16 protein-coding genes are annotated in these 17,211 nt (G+C 60.8%); 6 read left to right on the top strand and 10 right to left on the bottom strand.

All coding sequences use genetic code 11. The features are described from left to right. Positions 1–27 precede the first annotated feature (27 nt). From rng to mreB, 5 genes are all read right to left on the bottom strand, one after another. On the bottom strand, positions 28–1,485 hold the full coding sequence (gene rng / locus ACA065_RS04530; protein WP_053254407.1) for a ribonuclease G: 1,458 nt from the start codon (positions 1,483–1,485) through the stop codon (positions 28–30). A 70-nt stretch (positions 1,486–1,555) separates the two neighbouring features. Further along, a complete protein-coding gene (locus ACA065_RS04525; protein ID WP_497693485.1) occupies positions 1,556–2,152 on the bottom strand; it encodes a Maf family protein in 597 nt (198 codons plus the stop codon). Positions 2,153–2,203: 51 nt separating this feature from the next. Further along, positions 2,204–2,692, bottom strand: a complete 489-nt coding sequence (gene mreD, locus ACA065_RS04520; RefSeq protein ID WP_497693484.1) for a rod shape-determining protein MreD — start codon at positions 2,690–2,692, stop codon at positions 2,204–2,206. Next, positions 2,692–3,789 (bottom strand): rod shape-determining protein MreC, encoded by a 1,098-nt coding sequence (gene mreC, locus ACA065_RS04515; RefSeq protein WP_497693483.1) that lies wholly within the window; start codon positions 3,787–3,789, stop codon positions 2,692–2,694. The genes mreD and mreC overlap by 1 nt, the downstream gene beginning before the upstream one ends. A gap of 169 nt (positions 3,790–3,958) precedes the next feature. Then, positions 3,959–4,996, bottom strand: a complete 1,038-nt coding sequence (mreB, locus tag ACA065_RS04510; RefSeq protein ID WP_002555108.1) for a rod shape-determining protein MreB — start codon at positions 4,994–4,996, stop codon at positions 3,959–3,961. Between the two features lie 210 nt (positions 4,997–5,206). Between mreB and gatC the strand changes: the two genes are divergently transcribed. From gatC to ACA065_RS04480, 6 genes are all read left to right on the top strand, one after another. Next, a complete protein-coding gene (gene gatC, locus ACA065_RS04505; protein WP_083360145.1) occupies positions 5,207–5,494 on the top strand; it encodes an Asp-tRNA(Asn)/Glu-tRNA(Gln) amidotransferase subunit GatC in 288 nt (95 codons plus the stop codon). 17 nt (positions 5,495–5,511) lie between these two features. Next, positions 5,512–6,963 (top strand): Asp-tRNA(Asn)/Glu-tRNA(Gln) amidotransferase subunit GatA, encoded by a 1,452-nt coding sequence (gene gatA / locus ACA065_RS04500; protein ID WP_497693482.1) that lies wholly within the window; start codon positions 5,512–5,514, stop codon positions 6,961–6,963. Positions 6,964–6,973: 10 nt separating this feature from the next. Next, positions 6,974–8,419 carry an Asp-tRNA(Asn)/Glu-tRNA(Gln) amidotransferase subunit GatB gene (gene gatB, locus ACA065_RS04495; RefSeq protein ID WP_497693481.1) on the top strand — a complete coding sequence of 482 codons (1,446 nt, stop codon included), beginning with the start codon at positions 6,974–6,976 and terminating at the stop codon, positions 8,417–8,419. Between the two features lie 159 nt (positions 8,420–8,578). Next, positions 8,579–8,950, top strand: a complete 372-nt coding sequence (locus tag ACA065_RS04490; protein ID WP_497693480.1) for a septal ring lytic transglycosylase RlpA family protein — start codon at positions 8,579–8,581, stop codon at positions 8,948–8,950. Between the two features lie 59 nt (positions 8,951–9,009). After that, entirely contained in the window at positions 9,010–10,056 is a 1,047-nt protein-coding gene (locus ACA065_RS04485; RefSeq protein WP_497695299.1) for a calcium/sodium antiporter, read from the top strand. After that, positions 10,053–10,436: a carboxymuconolactone decarboxylase family protein gene (locus tag ACA065_RS04480; RefSeq protein WP_065875108.1), complete on the top strand. Its 384-nt coding sequence runs from the start codon at positions 10,053–10,055 to the stop codon at positions 10,434–10,436. Before ACA065_RS04485 ends, ACA065_RS04480 begins: the two co-directional genes overlap by 4 nt. A gap of 109 nt (positions 10,437–10,545) precedes the next feature. Here ACA065_RS04480 and ACA065_RS04475 read toward each other — a convergent pair whose 3' ends face one another. The 5 genes from ACA065_RS04475 to kdgD all read right to left on the bottom strand — a co-directional run bounded on the left by ACA065_RS04475 (position 10,546) and on the right by kdgD (position 17,182). Then, a complete protein-coding gene (locus ACA065_RS04475) occupies positions 10,546–11,487 on the bottom strand; it encodes an AEC family transporter (RefSeq protein ID WP_497693479.1) in 942 nt (313 codons plus the stop codon). A gap of 174 nt (positions 11,488–11,661) precedes the next feature. Then, positions 11,662–13,215, bottom strand: coding sequence for a galactarate dehydratase (gene garD, locus ACA065_RS04470; protein ID WP_497693478.1), 1,554 nt, complete (start codon positions 13,213–13,215; stop codon positions 11,662–11,664). Between the two features lie 11 nt (positions 13,216–13,226). Beyond that, positions 13,227–14,591, bottom strand: a complete 1,365-nt coding sequence (locus ACA065_RS04465; RefSeq protein ID WP_497693477.1) for an MFS transporter — start codon at positions 14,589–14,591, stop codon at positions 13,227–13,229. A 179-nt stretch (positions 14,592–14,770) separates the two neighbouring features. Continuing rightward, positions 14,771–16,216: an aldehyde dehydrogenase family protein gene (locus ACA065_RS04460; protein ID WP_497693476.1), complete on the bottom strand. Its 1,446-nt coding sequence runs from the start codon at positions 16,214–16,216 to the stop codon at positions 14,771–14,773. A 54-nt stretch (positions 16,217–16,270) separates the two neighbouring features. Then, positions 16,271–17,182: a 5-dehydro-4-deoxyglucarate dehydratase gene (gene kdgD / locus ACA065_RS04455; RefSeq protein WP_159954238.1), complete on the bottom strand. Its 912-nt coding sequence runs from the start codon at positions 17,180–17,182 to the stop codon at positions 16,271–16,273. Positions 17,183–17,211 lie beyond the last annotated feature (29 nt).

Genomic DNA, 17,211 nt, shown 5'->3' with positions numbered 1-17,211 from the left:
GTCTCGAAGAAAGAAAGCGATTGGGGATCAGAGCAGCACCACGTCGTATTGTTCCTGGGAATACATGGTTTCGACCTGGAAGCGAATCGTGCGCCCGATAAAACCCTCCAGCTCGGCGACGTTACCGGACTCTTCATCCAGCAACCGATCGACCACTTTCTGGTTGGCGAGCACTCTATAACCTTCGGCTTGATAGGCGCGCGCCTCCCGTAGGATTTCGCGGAAAATCTCGTAGCAAACCGTTTCCGGGGTCTTCAACTTGCCGCGCCCCTGGCAACTGCTGCAGGGTTCGCAGAGCACTTGCTCGAGGCTTTCGCGGGTACGCTTACGGGTCATCTGCACCAGGCCAAGCTCGGTGATGCCGATGATATTGGTCTTGGCGTGATCGCGCTCCAGCTGCTTCTCAAGCGTACGCAGCACCTGGCGCTGATGCTCTTCATCTTCCATGTCGATGAAGTCGATGATGATGATCCCGCCCAGGTTGCGCAGGCGCATCTGGCGGGCAATGGCGGTGGCCGCCTCAAGGTTGGTCTTGAAGATGGTCTCTTCAAGGTTGCGGTGGCCGACAAACGCGCCCGTGTTAACGTCAATGGTGGTCATGGCTTCCGCCGGGTCCACCACCAGATAGCCGCCGGACTTGAGCGGTACTTTGCGCTCCAGGGCCTTCTGAATTTCGTCTTCGACGCCATACAGGTCGAAAATCGGCCGTTCGCCTGGGTAGTGCTCCAAGCGGTCGGCGATTTCCGGCATCAGTTCGGCGACAAATTGCGTGGTGCGCTGGAAGGTTTCCCGCGAGTCGATGCGAATCTTCTCGATCTTCGGGCTGACCAGATCACGCAGGGTACGCAGGGCCAGGCCGAGGTCTTCATAGATCACGCTCGGTGCGCCGATGGTTTTGATCTGCGCGCCGATTTGATCCCAAAGGCGCCGCAGGTAACGGATGTCCATGAGGATTTCATCGGCGCCGGCACCTTCTGCGGCAGTGCGCAAGATAAAGCCGCCCGCTTCCTTGATGCCTTCGGCAGCCACGCAGTCGCTGACCACCTTTTTCAGGCGCTCGCGCTCGGCTTCATCTTCAATTTTCAAGGAAATGCCGACGTGAGCAGTACGGGGCATATACACCAGGTAACGCGAAGGAATCGACAGCTGAGTCGTCAGCCGCGCGCCTTTGGAGCCGATGGGGTCTTTGGTGACTTGCACCACCAGGCTCTGCCCCTCATGCACAAGTGCACTGATGCTTTCGACCGCCGGGCCTTCGCGCAGGGATATTTCCGAGGCATGGATAAACGCGGCGCGGTCCAGGCCAATGTCGACGAATGCAGCCTGCATCCCCGGCAATACACGCACTACTTTGCCTTTATAGATATTGCCGACAATGCCGCGCTTTTGGGTGCGCTCGACGTGCACTTCTTGCAGAACACCGTTCTCTACCACCGCCACGCGTGATTCCATCGGCGTGATATTGATCAGAATCTCTTCACTCATGGCTGGGTCTCGTTCAGGCGTTTTCACAATAGTGACCGATCGCTTAAGGCTTGGCGCGCAAGTAAGACGTTCAGCGCGCGGTAAGGTTTTGCCAACAGGGTATGCCGAATTGGTCGAGCAGTTGCGCGGTTTCGCACACCGGCAGGCCAACTACGGCGGAATAGCTGCCATTGAGCCCGGCGACAAACACTGAACCGAGCCCCTGGATAGCATAGCCGCCTGCCTTGTCCTGAGGTTCGCCACTGTGCCAGTAGGTTGTAGCCTCCTCGACAGAAATACCGCGAAACCGTACGCGACTGCTTACACAGCGCGTTTCGCAGCGCGAACCGTCGGTGACGGCAATGGCGGTCAGCACTTCGTGCTCACGCCCGGCCAAGGCCATCAGCATCGCCAAGGCGTCGGCCTGGTCCACCGGCTTGCCGAGGATCTGCCCATCAACGATCACGGCCGTGTCAGCACCCAGCACGCAGGTGCCCGCGGTGCGTTCAAGCGCAGCAAAACCCGCCATAGCCTTACCGCGCGCAAGGCGCTCGACGTAGGCAACAGCAGATTCATTTGTAAGAGGTGTTTCATCAATGGCGGCGCTGACCACGGTGAAGGGCACACCGATCTGGGTCAGCAATTCACGCCGCCTTGGGGAGCCCGAGGCCAGATAAAGCGAATTCATTGCAGACTCTCCCTGTAGGGTTCGATAACCAGGCAGAGCCTCGCAATCCATTCAATTGATTTTATAGCGACGACGTAACCCACGCAGACCGAAACTGACCCATGGCCACAGCAATGCACTGACCAGCGCCGGCAGCACCAACGCCAGCGTAGGCTGGCGGTTACCGGTCAAGGCGCTGAGCCACAGTTGCACCAACTGCGCCAGGCCGAAGATCACCAGGATGACCAGGCACTGCTGCCACATCGGGAACATGCGCAACCGCTGCTGCAACGACAGCACCAGAAAAGTAATCAGGGTGAGGATCAACGCGTTCTGACCCAGCAAGGTGCCATAGAGCACGTCTTCCGCCAAGCCCAGGCACATCGCGGTGACCATCCCGACTTTATGCGGCAAGGTCAGTGACCAGAAAGCCAGCAGCAACGCCAGCCATAAAGGACGCAGGATTTCCATGAATTGCGGCAGCGGCGAAACGCTGAGCAGCAAGCCGATGGCGAACGTCAGCCAGACGAGCCAGCCATTGTGCGAATGAGTACCGGCCATTATTCCTCCCTCTGCCGCGTGGTGGCCGGGGCTGCGGCCGCTGGCCGGGTTACCGGCGCGGCAGCAGGCGGTTTAGCCGCCGGGGCCGTGGCAGCCGGCGTCGACGCTGGTGGTTTGGCGGCACGCGTGCTGTGAGCCGCAGGCTTGACAGGCGTTGCAACGGGCGCTGCCGGCGCTGCCGCAGGTGCTGGCGGCCCGACGAACGCAGGTTTGGGCACCGTGGCAGGAAGGGTGGGCACGGCGCCGTTCTGCTTGTCTTCCGCTTCCTGCGCCTGTGCGGCGTCGTTGGCACGCTCTTCCGGCGTGCGGTTGTCGCTGAACACCAGCAGCAGGTAGCGGCTCCGGTTCAAAGCGGCAGTCGGCACGGCACGCACAATGGCGAATGGCTGGCCGGAATCGTGGATCACTTCCTTGACCGTCGCCACCGGGTAACCCGCCGGGAAGCGCTGGCCCAGGCCGGAGCTGACCAACAGGTCGCCCTCCTTGATGTCGGCAGTGTCGGCCACATGGCGCAACTCCAGACGCTCCGGGTTACCGGTGCCGCTGGCAATCGCGCGCAAGCCGTTGCGATTAACCTGCACAGGGATGCTGTGGGTGGTGTCCGTCAGCAGCAATACCCGCGAGGTGTAGGGCATCAACTCGACCACCTGGCCCATCAAGCCACGTGCGTCGAGCACCGGCTGGCCAAGGACCACACCGTCACGCTCACCTTTGTTGATGATGATGCGATGGGTAAACGGATTAGGGTCCATGCCGATCAACTCGGCCACTTCGACCTTCTCGTTGACCAGTGCGGAAGAGTTGAGCAACTCGCGCAGCCGAACGTTCTGCTCGGTGAGGGCCGCCAGCTTTTGCATGCGCCCCTGCAACAGCAGGTTTTCAGTCTTGAGTTTTTCGTTCTCGGCGACCAGCTCAGTGCGGCTGCCGAATTGGCTGGCCACGCCCTGGTAGAGACGTTGCGGCAGGTCAGTGATCCAGTAAGTCTGCATCAACACCAGCGACATCTGGCTACGCACGGGCTTGAGCAGTGCAAAGCGGGCATCGACCACCATCAGCGCGACCGAAAGCACGACCAGCACCAATAAGCGCACGCCCAATGAGGGGCCTTTGGCGAAAAGCGGTTTAATAAGCCGCTCCTCCCAGGCAAATGTTCTCTTTATTCATACGGCATCAAACCGGCCTGGATGCAGATTGAAGAAGATAAACGCCAACAGGCAGCACTGCAAAGTGCTGCCTGCGGGCGAAGCATGAACCATCCGAGCAATCTTATTCGCTGGAGAGCAGGTCCATGGTGTGTTTATCCATCATTTCCAGTGCACGGCCACCGCCACGTGCGACGCAGGTCAACGGGTCTTCGGCGACGATCACCGGCAGACCGGTTTCCTGGGCCAGCAGCTTGTCGAGGTCGCGCAGCAAGGCGCCACCACCGGTCAGCACCAGGCCACGCTCGGCGATATCGGAAGCCAGTTCCGGGGGCGATTGCTCCAGGGCGCTCTTCACGGCCTGAACGATGGTGGCCAGAGACTCTTGCAGAGCTTCCAGCACTTCATTGGAGTTCAGGGTGAAAGCACGTGGAACGCCTTCGGCCAGGTTGCGACCGCGAACATCAACTTCGCGCACTTCGCCGCCCGGGTAAGCGGTGCCGATTTCCTGCTTGATGCGCTCGGCGGTGGATTCGCCGATCAGGCTGCCGTAGTTGCGGCGCACATACGTGATGATCGCTTCGTCGAAGCGATCGCCGCCTACGCGTACGGATTCGGCATACACCACACCGTTCAGGGAAATCAGGGCGATTTCGGTAGTACCACCGCCGATATCCACCACCATCGAACCGCGCGCTTCTTCAACCGGCAGGCCGGCACCGATCGCGGCAGCCATTGGCTCTTCGATCAGGAACACTTCACGGGCACCGGCACCAAGGGCCGATTCACGGATGGCACGACGCTCAACCTGGGTGGACTTGCACGGAACGCAGATCAGCACACGAGGGCTGGGCTGCAGGAAACTGTTTTCGTGAACTTTGTTGATGAAGTACTGCAGCATCTTCTCGCAGACACTGAAGTCGGCGATCACGCCGTCTTTCATCGGACGAATGGCAGCAATATTGCCTGGTGTTCGGCCGAGCATGCGCTTGGCCTCAGTGCCAACGGCAACGACACTTTTCTGATTACCATGGGTCCGAATGGCCACAACCGATGGCTCATTCAGAACGATTCCGCGCTCGCGCACGTAAATAAGGGTGTTGGCAGTGCCCAGGTCAATGGAAAGATCGCTGGAAAACATGCCACGCAGTTTCTTGAACATGGGGAAAGGACCCTAGGCAACGCGTGGGTAAAAAAGTGCGGCAAACTCTAACAACGACAGGGATTTTGGGCAAGGCGCCAATGTGCTAAATTGGCCGACTTTCTGTGCACCAACCCCCACAATCGCGGCCATATGACCGTAGAAATGCGGTAGTGTTCCGACAATCTAACACACGGACGCCCTCCGTTCTGTTTTCCACTGGAGAATCCCATGGCGCTTGAACGCTCCGACGTGGAAAAAATCGCTCACCTGGCCCACTTGGACCTGGTTGAAGCCGATCTTCCACAGACCACCGCAGCCCTGAACAGCATTCTCGGGCTGGTTGACCAAATGCAGGCCGTCAATACCGACGGCATCGAACCCCTGGCTCACCCACTGGAAGCCAGCCAGCGCCTGCGCGCAGACGTTGTGACCGAGCGTAATAATCGCGAGGCCTACCAGTCCATCGCGCCAGCGGTCGAAAACGGCCTGTACCTGGTTCCGAAAGTCATCGACTAATAGGGAAAGAGCCTGCAATGCATCACATGACTCTGGCCGAGATCGCGCGCGGTCTCGCCGACAAAAAGTTTTCTTCCGAAGAGCTGACCAAGACCCTGCTTGCGCGCATCGCCGAGCACGATCCCAAGGTAAACAGCTTCATCAGCCTCACCGAAGACCTGGCCCTGAGCCAGGCCAAGGCCGCCGATGTGCGTCGCGCCAACGGTGAAAACGGCGCACTGCTGGGTGCACCGATCGCCCACAAAGACCTGTTCTGCACCCAGGGCATTCGCACCAGCTGCGGCTCGAAGATGCTCGACAACTTCAAAGCGCCCTACGACGCCACCGTGGTCTCCAAGCTGGCTGCCGCCGGGGCTGTGACCCTGGGCAAGACCAACATGGACGAATTCGCCATGGGTTCGGCCAACGAGTCGAGCTACTACGGCGCGGTAAAAAACCCGTGGAACCTGGAACACGTGCCCGGCGGCTCGTCGGGCGGTTCGGCGGCTGCCGTTGCCGCGCGCTTCCTGCCGGCTGCTACTGCAACCGACACTGGCGGCTCGATCCGTCAGCCAGCCGCGTTCACCAACCTCACCGGTTTGAAGCCGACCTACGGTCGCGTTTCCCGTTGGGGCATGATCGCCTACGCCTCCAGCCTCGATCAGGGCGGCCCGTTGGCACGCACTGCCGAAGACTGCGCAATATTGTTACAAGGTATGGCAGGGTTCGATAAACAGGACTCCACCAGCATCGATGAGCCAGTGCCGGACTACAGCGCCAGCCTGAATACCTCGATCAAAGGCCTGCGCATTGGCGTGCCGAAAGAGTATTTCAGCGCCGGCCTAGACCCGCGTATCACCGAGCTTGTGCATAACAGCGTCAAGGCGCTGGAAAAGCTCGGCGCCGTGATCAAGGAAATCAGCCTGCCGAACAACCAGCACGCGATTCCTGCCTACTATGTGATCGCGCCGGCCGAAGCCTCCTCCAACCTGTCGCGCTTCGACGGCGTGCGTTTCGGCTATCGCTGCGAGAACCCCAAAGATCTCACCGACCTTTATAAGCGCTCGCGTGGCGAAGGCTTCGGCAGCGAAGTACAACGCCGGATCATGGTCGGTGCCTACGCCCTGTCGGCCGGTTACTACGACGCGTACTACCTCAAGGCGCAAAAAATCCGTCGCCTGATCAAAAACGACTTCATGGCCGCCTTTGAAGAAGTCGACGTGATCCTCGGCCCAACCACGCCAAACCCGGCCTGGAAGATTGGCGCCAAGACCGGCGACCCGATCGCCGAGTACCTTGAAGACTTGTACACCATCACCGCCAACCTCGCGGGCTTGCCGGGCTTGTCCATGCCAGCCGGTTTCGTCGATGGCCTGCCGGTTGGCGTGCAATTGCTCGCCCCGTATTTCCAGGAAGGCCGCCTGCTCAATGTGGCGCACCAGTACCAGTTGAACACCGACTGGCACACTCGCACCCCTACCGGCTTCTGAGGAGAACACTATGCAATGGGAAGTTGTGATCGGGCTGGAGATTCATACCCAGCTCGCCACCCAATCGAAGATTTTCTCCGGTAGCGCCACCACGTTCGGCGCAGAACCGAACACCCAGGCCAGCCTGGTAGACCTGGGCATGCCCGGCGTATTGCCGGTGCTGAACCAGGAAGCGGTGCGCATGGCGGTGATGTTCGGCCTGGCGATTGACGCCGAGATCGGCCAGCACAACGTGTTCGCGCGCAAAAACTACTTCTACCCGGACCTGCCCAAGGGCTACCAGATCAGCCAGATGGAACTGCCGATCGTCGGCAAGGGCTACCTGGACATTCCGCTGGAAGACGGCACGATCAAACGTGTCGGCGTGACCCGCGCGCACCTGGAAGAAGACGCCGGCAAGAGCCTGCACGAAGAATTCCCGGGCGCCACTGGCATCGACCTGAACCGTGCCGGCACGCCGCTGCTGGAGATCGTTTCCGAGCCGGACATGCGCAGCGCCAAGGAAGCCGTGGCCTACGTCAAGACGATCCACGCACTGGTGCGCTACCTGGGCATCTGCGATGGCAACATGGCCGAAGGTTCGCTGCGTTGTGACTGCAACGTGTCGATCCGTCCAAAGGGCCAGGTCGAGTTCGGCACCCGCTGCGAGATCAAGAACGTCAACTCGTTCCGCTTCATCGAGAAGGCGATCAACAGTGAAGTGCGTCGCCAGATCGAACTGATCGAAGACGGCGGCAAGGTGATCCAGCAAACCCGCCTGTACGACCCGAACAAAGACGAAACCCGCGCCATGCGCAGCAAAGAGGAAGCCAACGACTACCGTTACTTCCCCGACCCGGACCTGTTGCCGGTGGTGCTTGAGGATTCGTTCCTCAATGACATCCGCGCCACCCTGCCGGAATTGCCGCAGCAGAAACGCGAGCGCTTCCAGGCGCAGTTCGGCCTGTCGGTCTACGATGCCAGCGTGTTGGCGTCCAGCCGTGAACAAGCCAACTACTTCGAAAAAGTCGTGAGCATTGCCGGCGACGCCAAACTGGCGGCCAACTGGGTGATGGTTGAACTGGGCAGCCTGTTGAACAAACAGGGCCTGGAAATCGACGAAGCACCCGTTACCGCCGAGCAACTGGGCGGCATGCTGCTGCGCATCAAGGACAACACCATCTCCGGCAAAATCGCCAAGACGGTGTTTGAGGCCATGGCCAGCGGTGAAGGCACTGCCGACGAGATCATCGAGAAGCGCGGCCTCAAGCAAGTCACCGACAGCGGCGCGATTTCGGCCGTACTCGACGAGATGCTGGCGGCCAACGCTGAACAGGTCGAGCAGTACCGCGCCGCAGACGAAGCCAAGCGCTGCAAGATGTTCGGCTTCTTTGTCGGCCAGGCAATGAAAGCGTCCAAAGGCAAGGCCAACCCGCAACAGGTGAACGAACTGCTGAAGAGCAAGCTCGAAGGCTGATTCGCGATTGCCTCACTGCAGGGACCGGCTTGTGTGGGAGCTGGCTTGCCTGCGATAGCATCTGCTCGGTGTATCTGAACAACCGAGGCGTTTGCATCGCGGGCAAGCCCGGCTCCCACACAAGCCGGTTTCTACATTACTTTTGGGGATTTCCTGAAAATGAAGCGTCTACTCGGCCTGCTGGCCCTGTTCTCCCTGTTGGCCGGTTGCGCCAGCGGCCTCATCGACCCCAACGGCTACGACGAAACCGGCACCGCCTCGTATTACGGCGCCAAGCACCATGGCAACCGAACCGCCAGCGGTGAACCCTTCAACCAGAACGCCCTGACCGCCGCCCATCGGCGCCTGCCCTTCGGCACGCAGGTCAAGGTGACCAATCTCGACAACAACAAATCCGTGGTACTGCGCATCAATGATCGCGGCCCGCACACCCGTGGGCGCCTGATCGACGTTTCACGCAAGGCGGCTGAACAACTCGGTATGCTGGGCAGCGGCACTGCACGGGTTCGCGTGCAAGCCATGAGCAACTAATCAAAGGAGCCTTGGCCATTTCCGCATTAACCGCCCTCTCGCCCTGGAGCCTGATCGAACTGGTCAGCGGCCTGCTGCTGCTGATTGTCGGCGCCGAAATCCTGGTGCGTGCCGCCGTGCGCCTGGCGGCCAGCCTCAAGGTGCGGCCGCTGATCATTGGCTTGAGCATTGTCGCCTTCGGCAGCAGCGCGCCGCAGATGACCGTGAGCCTGCAAGCCACACTGGCCGGCAATACCGATATCGCCGTGGGCAGTGTGATCGGCAGCAGTATCTTCAACACGCTCGTTACCTTGGGCCTCGCCGCACTCATCATTCCGCTGCGGGTCTCGCGGCAACTGGTGCGCCTGGATATCCCGGTGATGATTTGCGCCGGCCTGCTGGTGTTTACCCTGGCCGCCAATGAAGAACTGACACCGTTCGATGGCCTGCTACTGCTGGTTGCACTGGTGGCCTATCTAGGTGTTTTGCACTATCAGACCCGCCATTCGCGCCGCCCACGCACACTGGACACTGTGGCCAGGGCGCCCTGGCTGAGCAGCGTTTTACTGATGCTGGGCGGGCTGTTGATCCTGGTGCTGGCCGGGCATCTGCTGCTGGGTGCGGCGGTGGATGTGGCGAGCGACTTGGGCTTGTCGGAGCGCATTATCGGCCTGACGCTGATCGGCGTCGGCACTTCGCTGCCGTGCCTGGCGACCTCGCTGATTGCCGCCCTGCGCGGCGAGCGCGAGATTGCGGTGGGCAACGTGATCGGCAGCAACCTGTTCAACCTGCTTGGGGTGCTCGGGTTTACCGCCCTCGTGGCGCCCTCGCCGTTGTCGGTGTCACCCAATGCGCTGGACTTCGACTTGCCGGTGATGCTCGGCGTGGTGGTGCTGTGCCTGCCGGTGTTCTACAGCGGCTATCGCGTCACCCGTGCCGAAGGCCTGGTGTTCCTGGGCCTGTACCTGGCGTATGGGCTGCATGTGGTGTCGTTCACCTTCGGCATGCCGCTGGCTAACAAGCTTGAACAATTGATGCTGTATTACGTTCTGCCAGCGCTGGTGGCATTCCTGGTGTTCACCTCACTGCGAGCCTGGCGCCGCCAACACAAGAGGGAATCGCAATGACCGATCAGAAAAAGCCCGGGGTTGAAATGCGTCGTCAGGTGATGGGCGATGTGTTCGTCGACCGCGCCCTGGGCAATGCCACCGAGTTCACCCAGCCGCTGCAGGATTTCGTCAACGAACACGCGTGGGGCAGCGTGTGGAACCGCGAAGGTTTGCCATTAAAGACCCGCAGCCTGATCACCCTCGCCGCTCTCACCGCCCTCAAATGCCCGCAGGAGCTCAAGGGCCACGTGCGCGGTGCGCTGAACAATGGCTGCACCGTGGAAGAGATTCGCGAGGCGTTGCTGCATTGCGCGGTGTATGCCGGCGTGCCGGCGGCGATTGATGCGTTTCGCGCGGCGCAGGAAGTGATTGAGGCGTATCAGGCAGATAAGCAGTGACGGTCAGATAGTCATCGCAGGCAAGCCAGCTCCCACATTTGAATGTATTCACAAATCTGAATGTGGGAGCTGGCTTGCCTGCGATTGGCCCTCAACCCCACCACAACTTTCAGATCCAACCACCCGCCTGCAACACAAAAATCCCGATATTGGTGGTCACCGCCGCCATCAAGGTAGTGATCACGATAATCGCCGCCGCCAGCTCATGATTGCCCTCGGCCGCCCTGGCCATGACAAAACTCGCCGCCGCAGTCGGCGCGCCGAAGTACAGAAACAGAATCCCCAGCTCCGGCCCCCGAAAGCCCAGCAGCCAGGCGCCCAGAGTCGCGACCAGCGGCAAGCCGATCATCTTCACCAGGCTGGCACTCAGGGCCATGCTCCCGCTTTTGCGCAAGGCCGCCAACGACAAGGTGCCGCCGATGCAGATCAATGCCAGCGGCAAGGTCATGTCCGCCAGGTACTGCCCGGACGACTCCAGCCACCCCGGCAGGCCGATCTTGAAAATCGCGAACGGCGCGGCCGCAATCACGCTGATGATCAGCGGGTTGGCCACCACGCTTTTGAAGATGCTCCACGGGTCGGACTTGATCACCGGGCTGTACACCGCCAGCACGATGGTCGACAGCGTGTTGTAGAACAGGATCACCAGTGCGGCGAGGATCGCGCCGAGGGAGATGCCGTAGTCGCCGTACATGCTGGCCGCCAGCGCCAGGCCGATCACGCCATTGTTGCCGCGGAACGCGCCCTGAGTGTAGATGCCGCGATCTTCGCGCGGGCAGCGAAAAATCGCCCAGCCCCAGGCCAGGGCAAAGCTCAGCAGCGTGGCGACAGCAAAGTAAATCAGCAAGCCCGGTTTGAGCGCCGCGTGCAGGTCGGCATGCAGGATGCCCAGGAACAGCAGCGCCGGCATGGTGACGTTGAACACCAGGGACGAGGCGGTGTGGATAAAGTTGTCGTTGATCCAGTTGATGCGCTTGAGCAGCACACCCAGAAACAGCATGGCAAACACCGGCGCGGTGATGGTGAGAGTGGTGAGGAAGATAGCCAGCATGCCGGGGAGAACCTTGGTGGGTGTCGTCAGGGGGCTAATGATAAGCCATGCCGACGGCGGCGTCTGGTAGGCCGCCTTCGCGAGCAAGCCCGCTCCCACCTTTGACCGAGTTCCAACATGAGAATGCGGTCAAAGGTGGGAGCGGGCTTGCTCGCGAATACAGGCGACTCGGTCTCAGGTGATGGGCGCCGGGTTGAACAGGGTGATGTCGTTATGCAGCTTGTGCTGCTGCGCCCACGTCTGCTTCTTGCCGCTGGCCACATCCAGGTAGAAGTGGAACAACTCCCAGCCCAACTCCTCAATGCTCGCACGCCCAGTGGCGATACGTCCGGCATCGATATCGATGAGGTCCGGCCAGCGCTGCGCCAACTCCGTACGCGTCGAGACCTTCACCACCGGCGCCATCGCCAACCCGTACGGCGTGCCACGCCCAGTGGTGAACACATGCAGGTTCATCCCGGCCGCCAGTTGCAACGTACCGCACACAAAGTCACTGGCCGGCGTCGCGCAAAAAATCAGGCCCTTGCCTTTGACACGCTCGCCCGGGCCGAGCACGCCGTTGATCGCGCTGCTGCCGGATTTGACGATGGAGCCCAGGGACTTTTCGACGATATTCGACAACCCACCTTTCTTGTTACCCGGCGTGGTGTTGGCACTGCGGTCCGCCTCGCCTTTGGCCAGGTAACGGTCGTACCAGTCCATTTCCCTGACCAGCGCTTGGGCAACTTCTTTGCTTTCAGCGCGCGACGTCAGCAGGTAAATCGCATCACGTACTTCAGTGACTTCGGAAAACAGCACCGTCGCCCCGGCCCGCAGCAGCAGGTCCGAGGCGTACCCCAGCGCCGGGTTGGCGGTGATGCCGGAAAACGCATCACTGCCGCCGCACTGCATGCCCAGGATCAACTCCGACGCGGGCACGGTTTCGCGGCGGCGCTGGTCGAGTTTCTTCAAGCGCACCTCGGCCAGGCCCATGATCTGCTCGATCATCTCGGTAAACCCATGGCTGGAATCCTGCAACCGATACAGCCAGGGCTCACTCAGGTCAACGGAGCTGTCGTTGTCGTGCATCACCTGCCCGGCCTGCAATTTCTCGCAGCCCAGGCTGATCACCAAGGCCTCGCCACCCAGGTTCGGGTTGCGCGCCAAGTTGCGCACGGTACGGATCGGAATGTAGGCATCCGTCGCGGTAATTGCCACGCCACAGCCGTAGCTGTGGGTCAGCGCCACCACGTCATCGACATGTGGATACTTGGGCAGCAACTCATCCTTGATGCGCTTGACCGCATGGTCCAGCACCCCGGTGACGCACTGCACCGTGGTGGTGATGCCAAGGATATTGCGTGTACCCACGGTGCCGTCGGCGTTGCGGTAACCCTCAAATGTGAAGCCTTCCAACGGCGCCTGGGCTTCAGGGACTTCAGTGGACAGCGGCAGGCTGTCCAACGGCGGCGCGGTGGGCATGCGCAGTTGGTCTTCCTGCACCCAACTGCCACGCGGAATCGGCGCCAGGGCGTAACCGATGGTCTGGCCGTAGCGAATAATCTGACCGCCTTCGGGAATGTCTTCCAGGGTCACCTTGTGGCTTTGTGGGATGAAATCCACGGTCACCAGGCCGTCCGGGAACTCGGTCCCGGCCGGTACGCCTTGGTCGTTGACCACGATCACCACGTTGTCACGCGCGTGCAAACGGATCGAGCGCGGCGAGTCGGCATGTTCAATCAACTGCATTACATCGCCCCTCAGGAATGCGCTTCGGTAAGTTGGGTCAGCTCAGGCCCTTTGCTGGGCGGCTCTTTGAGCACAACACGCTTGATCGGGCCGACGATCACCAGGTAGCTGAACACTGCCACCAGCGCGTTGGCGCCGACGAACACCAGGGCCCACTTGAACGAGCCGGTGGTGCTGATGATGTAGCCGATCACGATAGGCGTACTGATAGACGCCAGGTTGCCAAACATATTGAACAAGCCGCCACTGAGGCCGGCGATTTGTTTCGGCGAGGTGTCGGACACCACCGCCCAACCCAGTGCGCCAACGCCCTTGCCGAAGAAGGCCAACGCCATGAAACCCACGACCATCCACTCGATGTCGACATAGTTGCAGGCCACGATGCTACTGGAGATCAGCAACCCACCGATGATCGGCGCCTTGCGGGCAAACGTCAGCGAATGGCCCTTGCGCAGCAGGTAATCGGATATCACGCCGCCCAGCACCCCGCCGATAAACCCGCAGATCGCCGGCAGCGAGGCAATGAAGCCAGCCTTGAGAATGGTCATGCCGCGCTCCTGCACCAGGTACACCGGGAACCAGGTCAGGAAAAAATAGGTGATGCCATTGATGCAGTACTGGCCCAGGTACACGCCGAGCATCATGCGGTTGGTCAGCAGCTGGCGGATGTAATCCCACTTCGGGCCGTCGGTTTTCTGGCCCTTGGCCTTGTCCTGATCCATGTCGACCATCGCACCGTTCTCAGCAATATGCTTAAGCTCGGCTTCGTTGATCATCGGATGCTGGCGCGGGCTGTGGATAATTTTCAGCCAAATCAGCGAGAACAGAATGCCGATGCCGCCCATCACGATAAACACGTGCTGCCAGCCGAAGGTGTAGACGATCCAGCCCATCAGTGGTGCAAACAGCACGGTGGCGAAATACTGCGCCGAGTTGAAGATCGCCGAAGCCGTACCGCGCTCAGCCGTAGGAAACCACGCCGCAACAATGCGGGCATTTCCGGGAAACGACGGCGCTTCAGCCAGGCCCACCAGAAAGCGCAGCATGAACAGCGCAACGATGGCGGTGGAAACCCCGAACTCACCGACATAGCCTTGCAGCACGGTGAACAGCGACCAGGTGAAGATGCTCAACGCATAGACTTTTTTCGAGCCGAACCGGTCCAGCAGCCAGCCACCGGGGATTTGCCCGGCCACGTAGGCCCAACCGAATGCGGAAAAGATATAACCGAGGGTGACCGCGCTGATACCGAGGTCTTTTTGCAGGCTGGAGCCGGCGATGGCGATAGTGGCCCGGTCGGCGTAGTTGATCGTGGTCACCAGAAACAGCATGAGCAGGATCAAATAGCGGACGTGGGTCGGCTTGGTCGCTTGCATGAAGATGTACTCCCACTAATTATTTTTTTTGCGGGTAAGCATTTTTTGTGTGCGAGGCCGGCCTTTGTGGGAGCTGGCTTGCCTGCGATAGCATCGCCTCGGTCTCATTGAAGCACCGAGGTGTCTGCATCGCAGGCAAGCCAGCTCCTACACAAGCCGGTTCCCACGGGTGTCGCGTGTTACGAACCGATGTAGCTGGTTTTCACCACGGTGTAGAACTCTTGCGCGTAGCGACCTTGCTCGCGCGAACCATAGGATGAGCCCTTACGGCCACCGAACGGCACGTGGTAATCCACACCGGCAGTCGGCAGGTTGACCATCACCATCCCGGCCTGGGAGTGGCGCTTGAAGTGGTTGGCGTACTTCAGCGAGGTGGTGGCAATACCCGCTGACAGGCCGAACTCGGTGTCGTTGGCCATGGCCAGCGCCGCCTCGTAATCCGCCACGCGCACCACGTTAGCCACCGGGCCGAAGATTTCTTCACGGCTGATACGCATGGCGGCTTCGCTGTCGGCAAACAGCGTCGGCGCCAGGTAGTAACCTTCGGTATCGCAGGTGACCAGGCCGCCACCGCTGACCAGCCGCGCACCTTCGCTTTGGCCGATGTCGATGTACTTCATGTCCTGGTCCAACTGGGCCTGGGAAACCACCGGGCCAATGTCGGTGCCGCTTTTCAGCGCGTGGCCGACTTTGATCGACTTCATGCGCTCGGCCATGGCCGCGACAAACTGGTCGTGAATACCGGCGGTGACGATCAAGCGGCTGGAGGCGGTGCAACGCTGGCCGGTGGAGTAGAACGCGCTCTGTACCGACAGCTCGACAGCCTGCTTGAGGTCGGCGTCGTCGAGAATGATCTGCGGGTTTTTGCCGCCCATTTCCAACTGCACTTTGGCCTGGCGCGACACACAGCTGACGGCGATCTGACGACCTACACCCACCGAACCGGTAAAGCTGATGCCGTCGACTTTCGGGCTGTTGACCAACACATCGCCGACTACACGGCCGCTGCCCATCACCAGGTTGAACACACCGGCGGGGAAGCCGGCGCGGGAGATGATGTCGGCCAGGGCCCAGGCGCAACCCGGCACCAATTCGGCCGGCTTGATGACCACGCAGTTGCCGTAGGCCAGGGCCGGGGCGATTTTCCAGGCGGGGATCGCAATCGGGAAGTTCCACGGCGTGATCAAGCCGACCACACCCAGGGCCTCGCGGGTGACTTCAACATTAACGCCCGGGCGCACCGACGGCACGTAGTCACCGGACAGGCGCAGGCATTCACCGGCGAAGAACTTGAAGATGTTACCGGCGCGGGTCACTTCGCCGATGGCTTCGGGCAGGGTCTTGCCCTCTTCCCGGGCCAGCAGGGTGCCGAGTTCTTCGCGGCGCGCGAGGATTTCGCTGCCGACTTTATCCAGGGCATCGTGGCGAGCCTGGATACCGGAGGTCGACCAGGCCGGGAAGGCCGCGCGGGCGGCGTCGATGGCGGCGTGGACTTGGGCTACGTCAGCCTTGGCGTATTCGCCAATGACATCGGACAACTCCGACGGGTTGATGTTGTTGCAGTAGTCGGCACCGGCCACCCACTCGCCATTGATGTAGTTCTCAAAACGTTTGGCTTGGGACACAAATCTTCTCCTGACGCAAAAGGCCGCTGATCTCTCAGCGGCCTTGTTGATAAGTTACTGCGGACCTTGCTTGTCGATCAGCGCGGCCAGGGCTTCGTATTCTTCCGGCAGCAGGTCGGTCAGCGGCGTGCGCACCGGGCCTGCGTCGTAGCCGGCGATTTTTGCACCGGCCTTGACGATGCTCACGGCATACCCGGCTTTACGGTTGCGGATATCGAGGTAAGGCAGGAAGAAGTTGTCGATGATCTTGCCGACAGTGGCGTGATCGTCCTGGGCAATCGCGTGGTAGAAGTCCATCGCGGTTTTCGGGATGAAGTTGAACACCGCCGAGGAGTACACCGGAACGCCCAGGGCCTTGTAGGCAGCGGCGTAAACCTCTGCGGTCGGCAGGCCGCCGAGGTAGCTGAATCGGTCACCGAGGCGGCGGCGAATCGAAACCATCAATTCGATATCACCCAGGCCGTCTTTGTAGCCGATCAGGTTCGGACAGCGCTCGGCCAGGCGTTCCAGCAACGGCGCGGTCAGGCGGCACACATTGCGGTTGTAGACCACCACGCCGATCTTGACCGACTTGCACACCGCTTCCACGTGGGCGGCAACGCCGTCCTGGCTGGCTTCGGTCAGGTAATGCGGCAGCAGCAGCAAACCTTTGGCGCCAAGGCGCTCGGCTTCTTGAGCGTACTCGATGGCTTGGCGGGTCGAACCACCGACACCGGCGAGGATCGGCACGCTGGTGGCGCAGGTATCAACAGCGGTCTTCACCACTTGGGAGTACTCGCTGGCGGCCAGGGAGAAAAACTCACCGGTGCCGCCGGCGGCGAACAAGGCGGTGGCGCCGTACGGGGCGAGCCATTCCAGACGCTTGATGTAGCCCGCCTGGTGGAAGTCACCCTGCGCATTGAAATCGGTCACGGGGAAAGACAGCAAACCGTGGGAGAGGATGGACTTCAGTTCTTGTGGATTCATTATTCGAACACCCTGGGCGAAGACTTTCT

Source organism: Pseudomonas sp. LBUM1640 (genome assembly GCF_059716225.1).
Note: the sequence above shows the minus strand (reverse complement) of the source record. Positions and strands in the feature narration are given on the sequence as shown.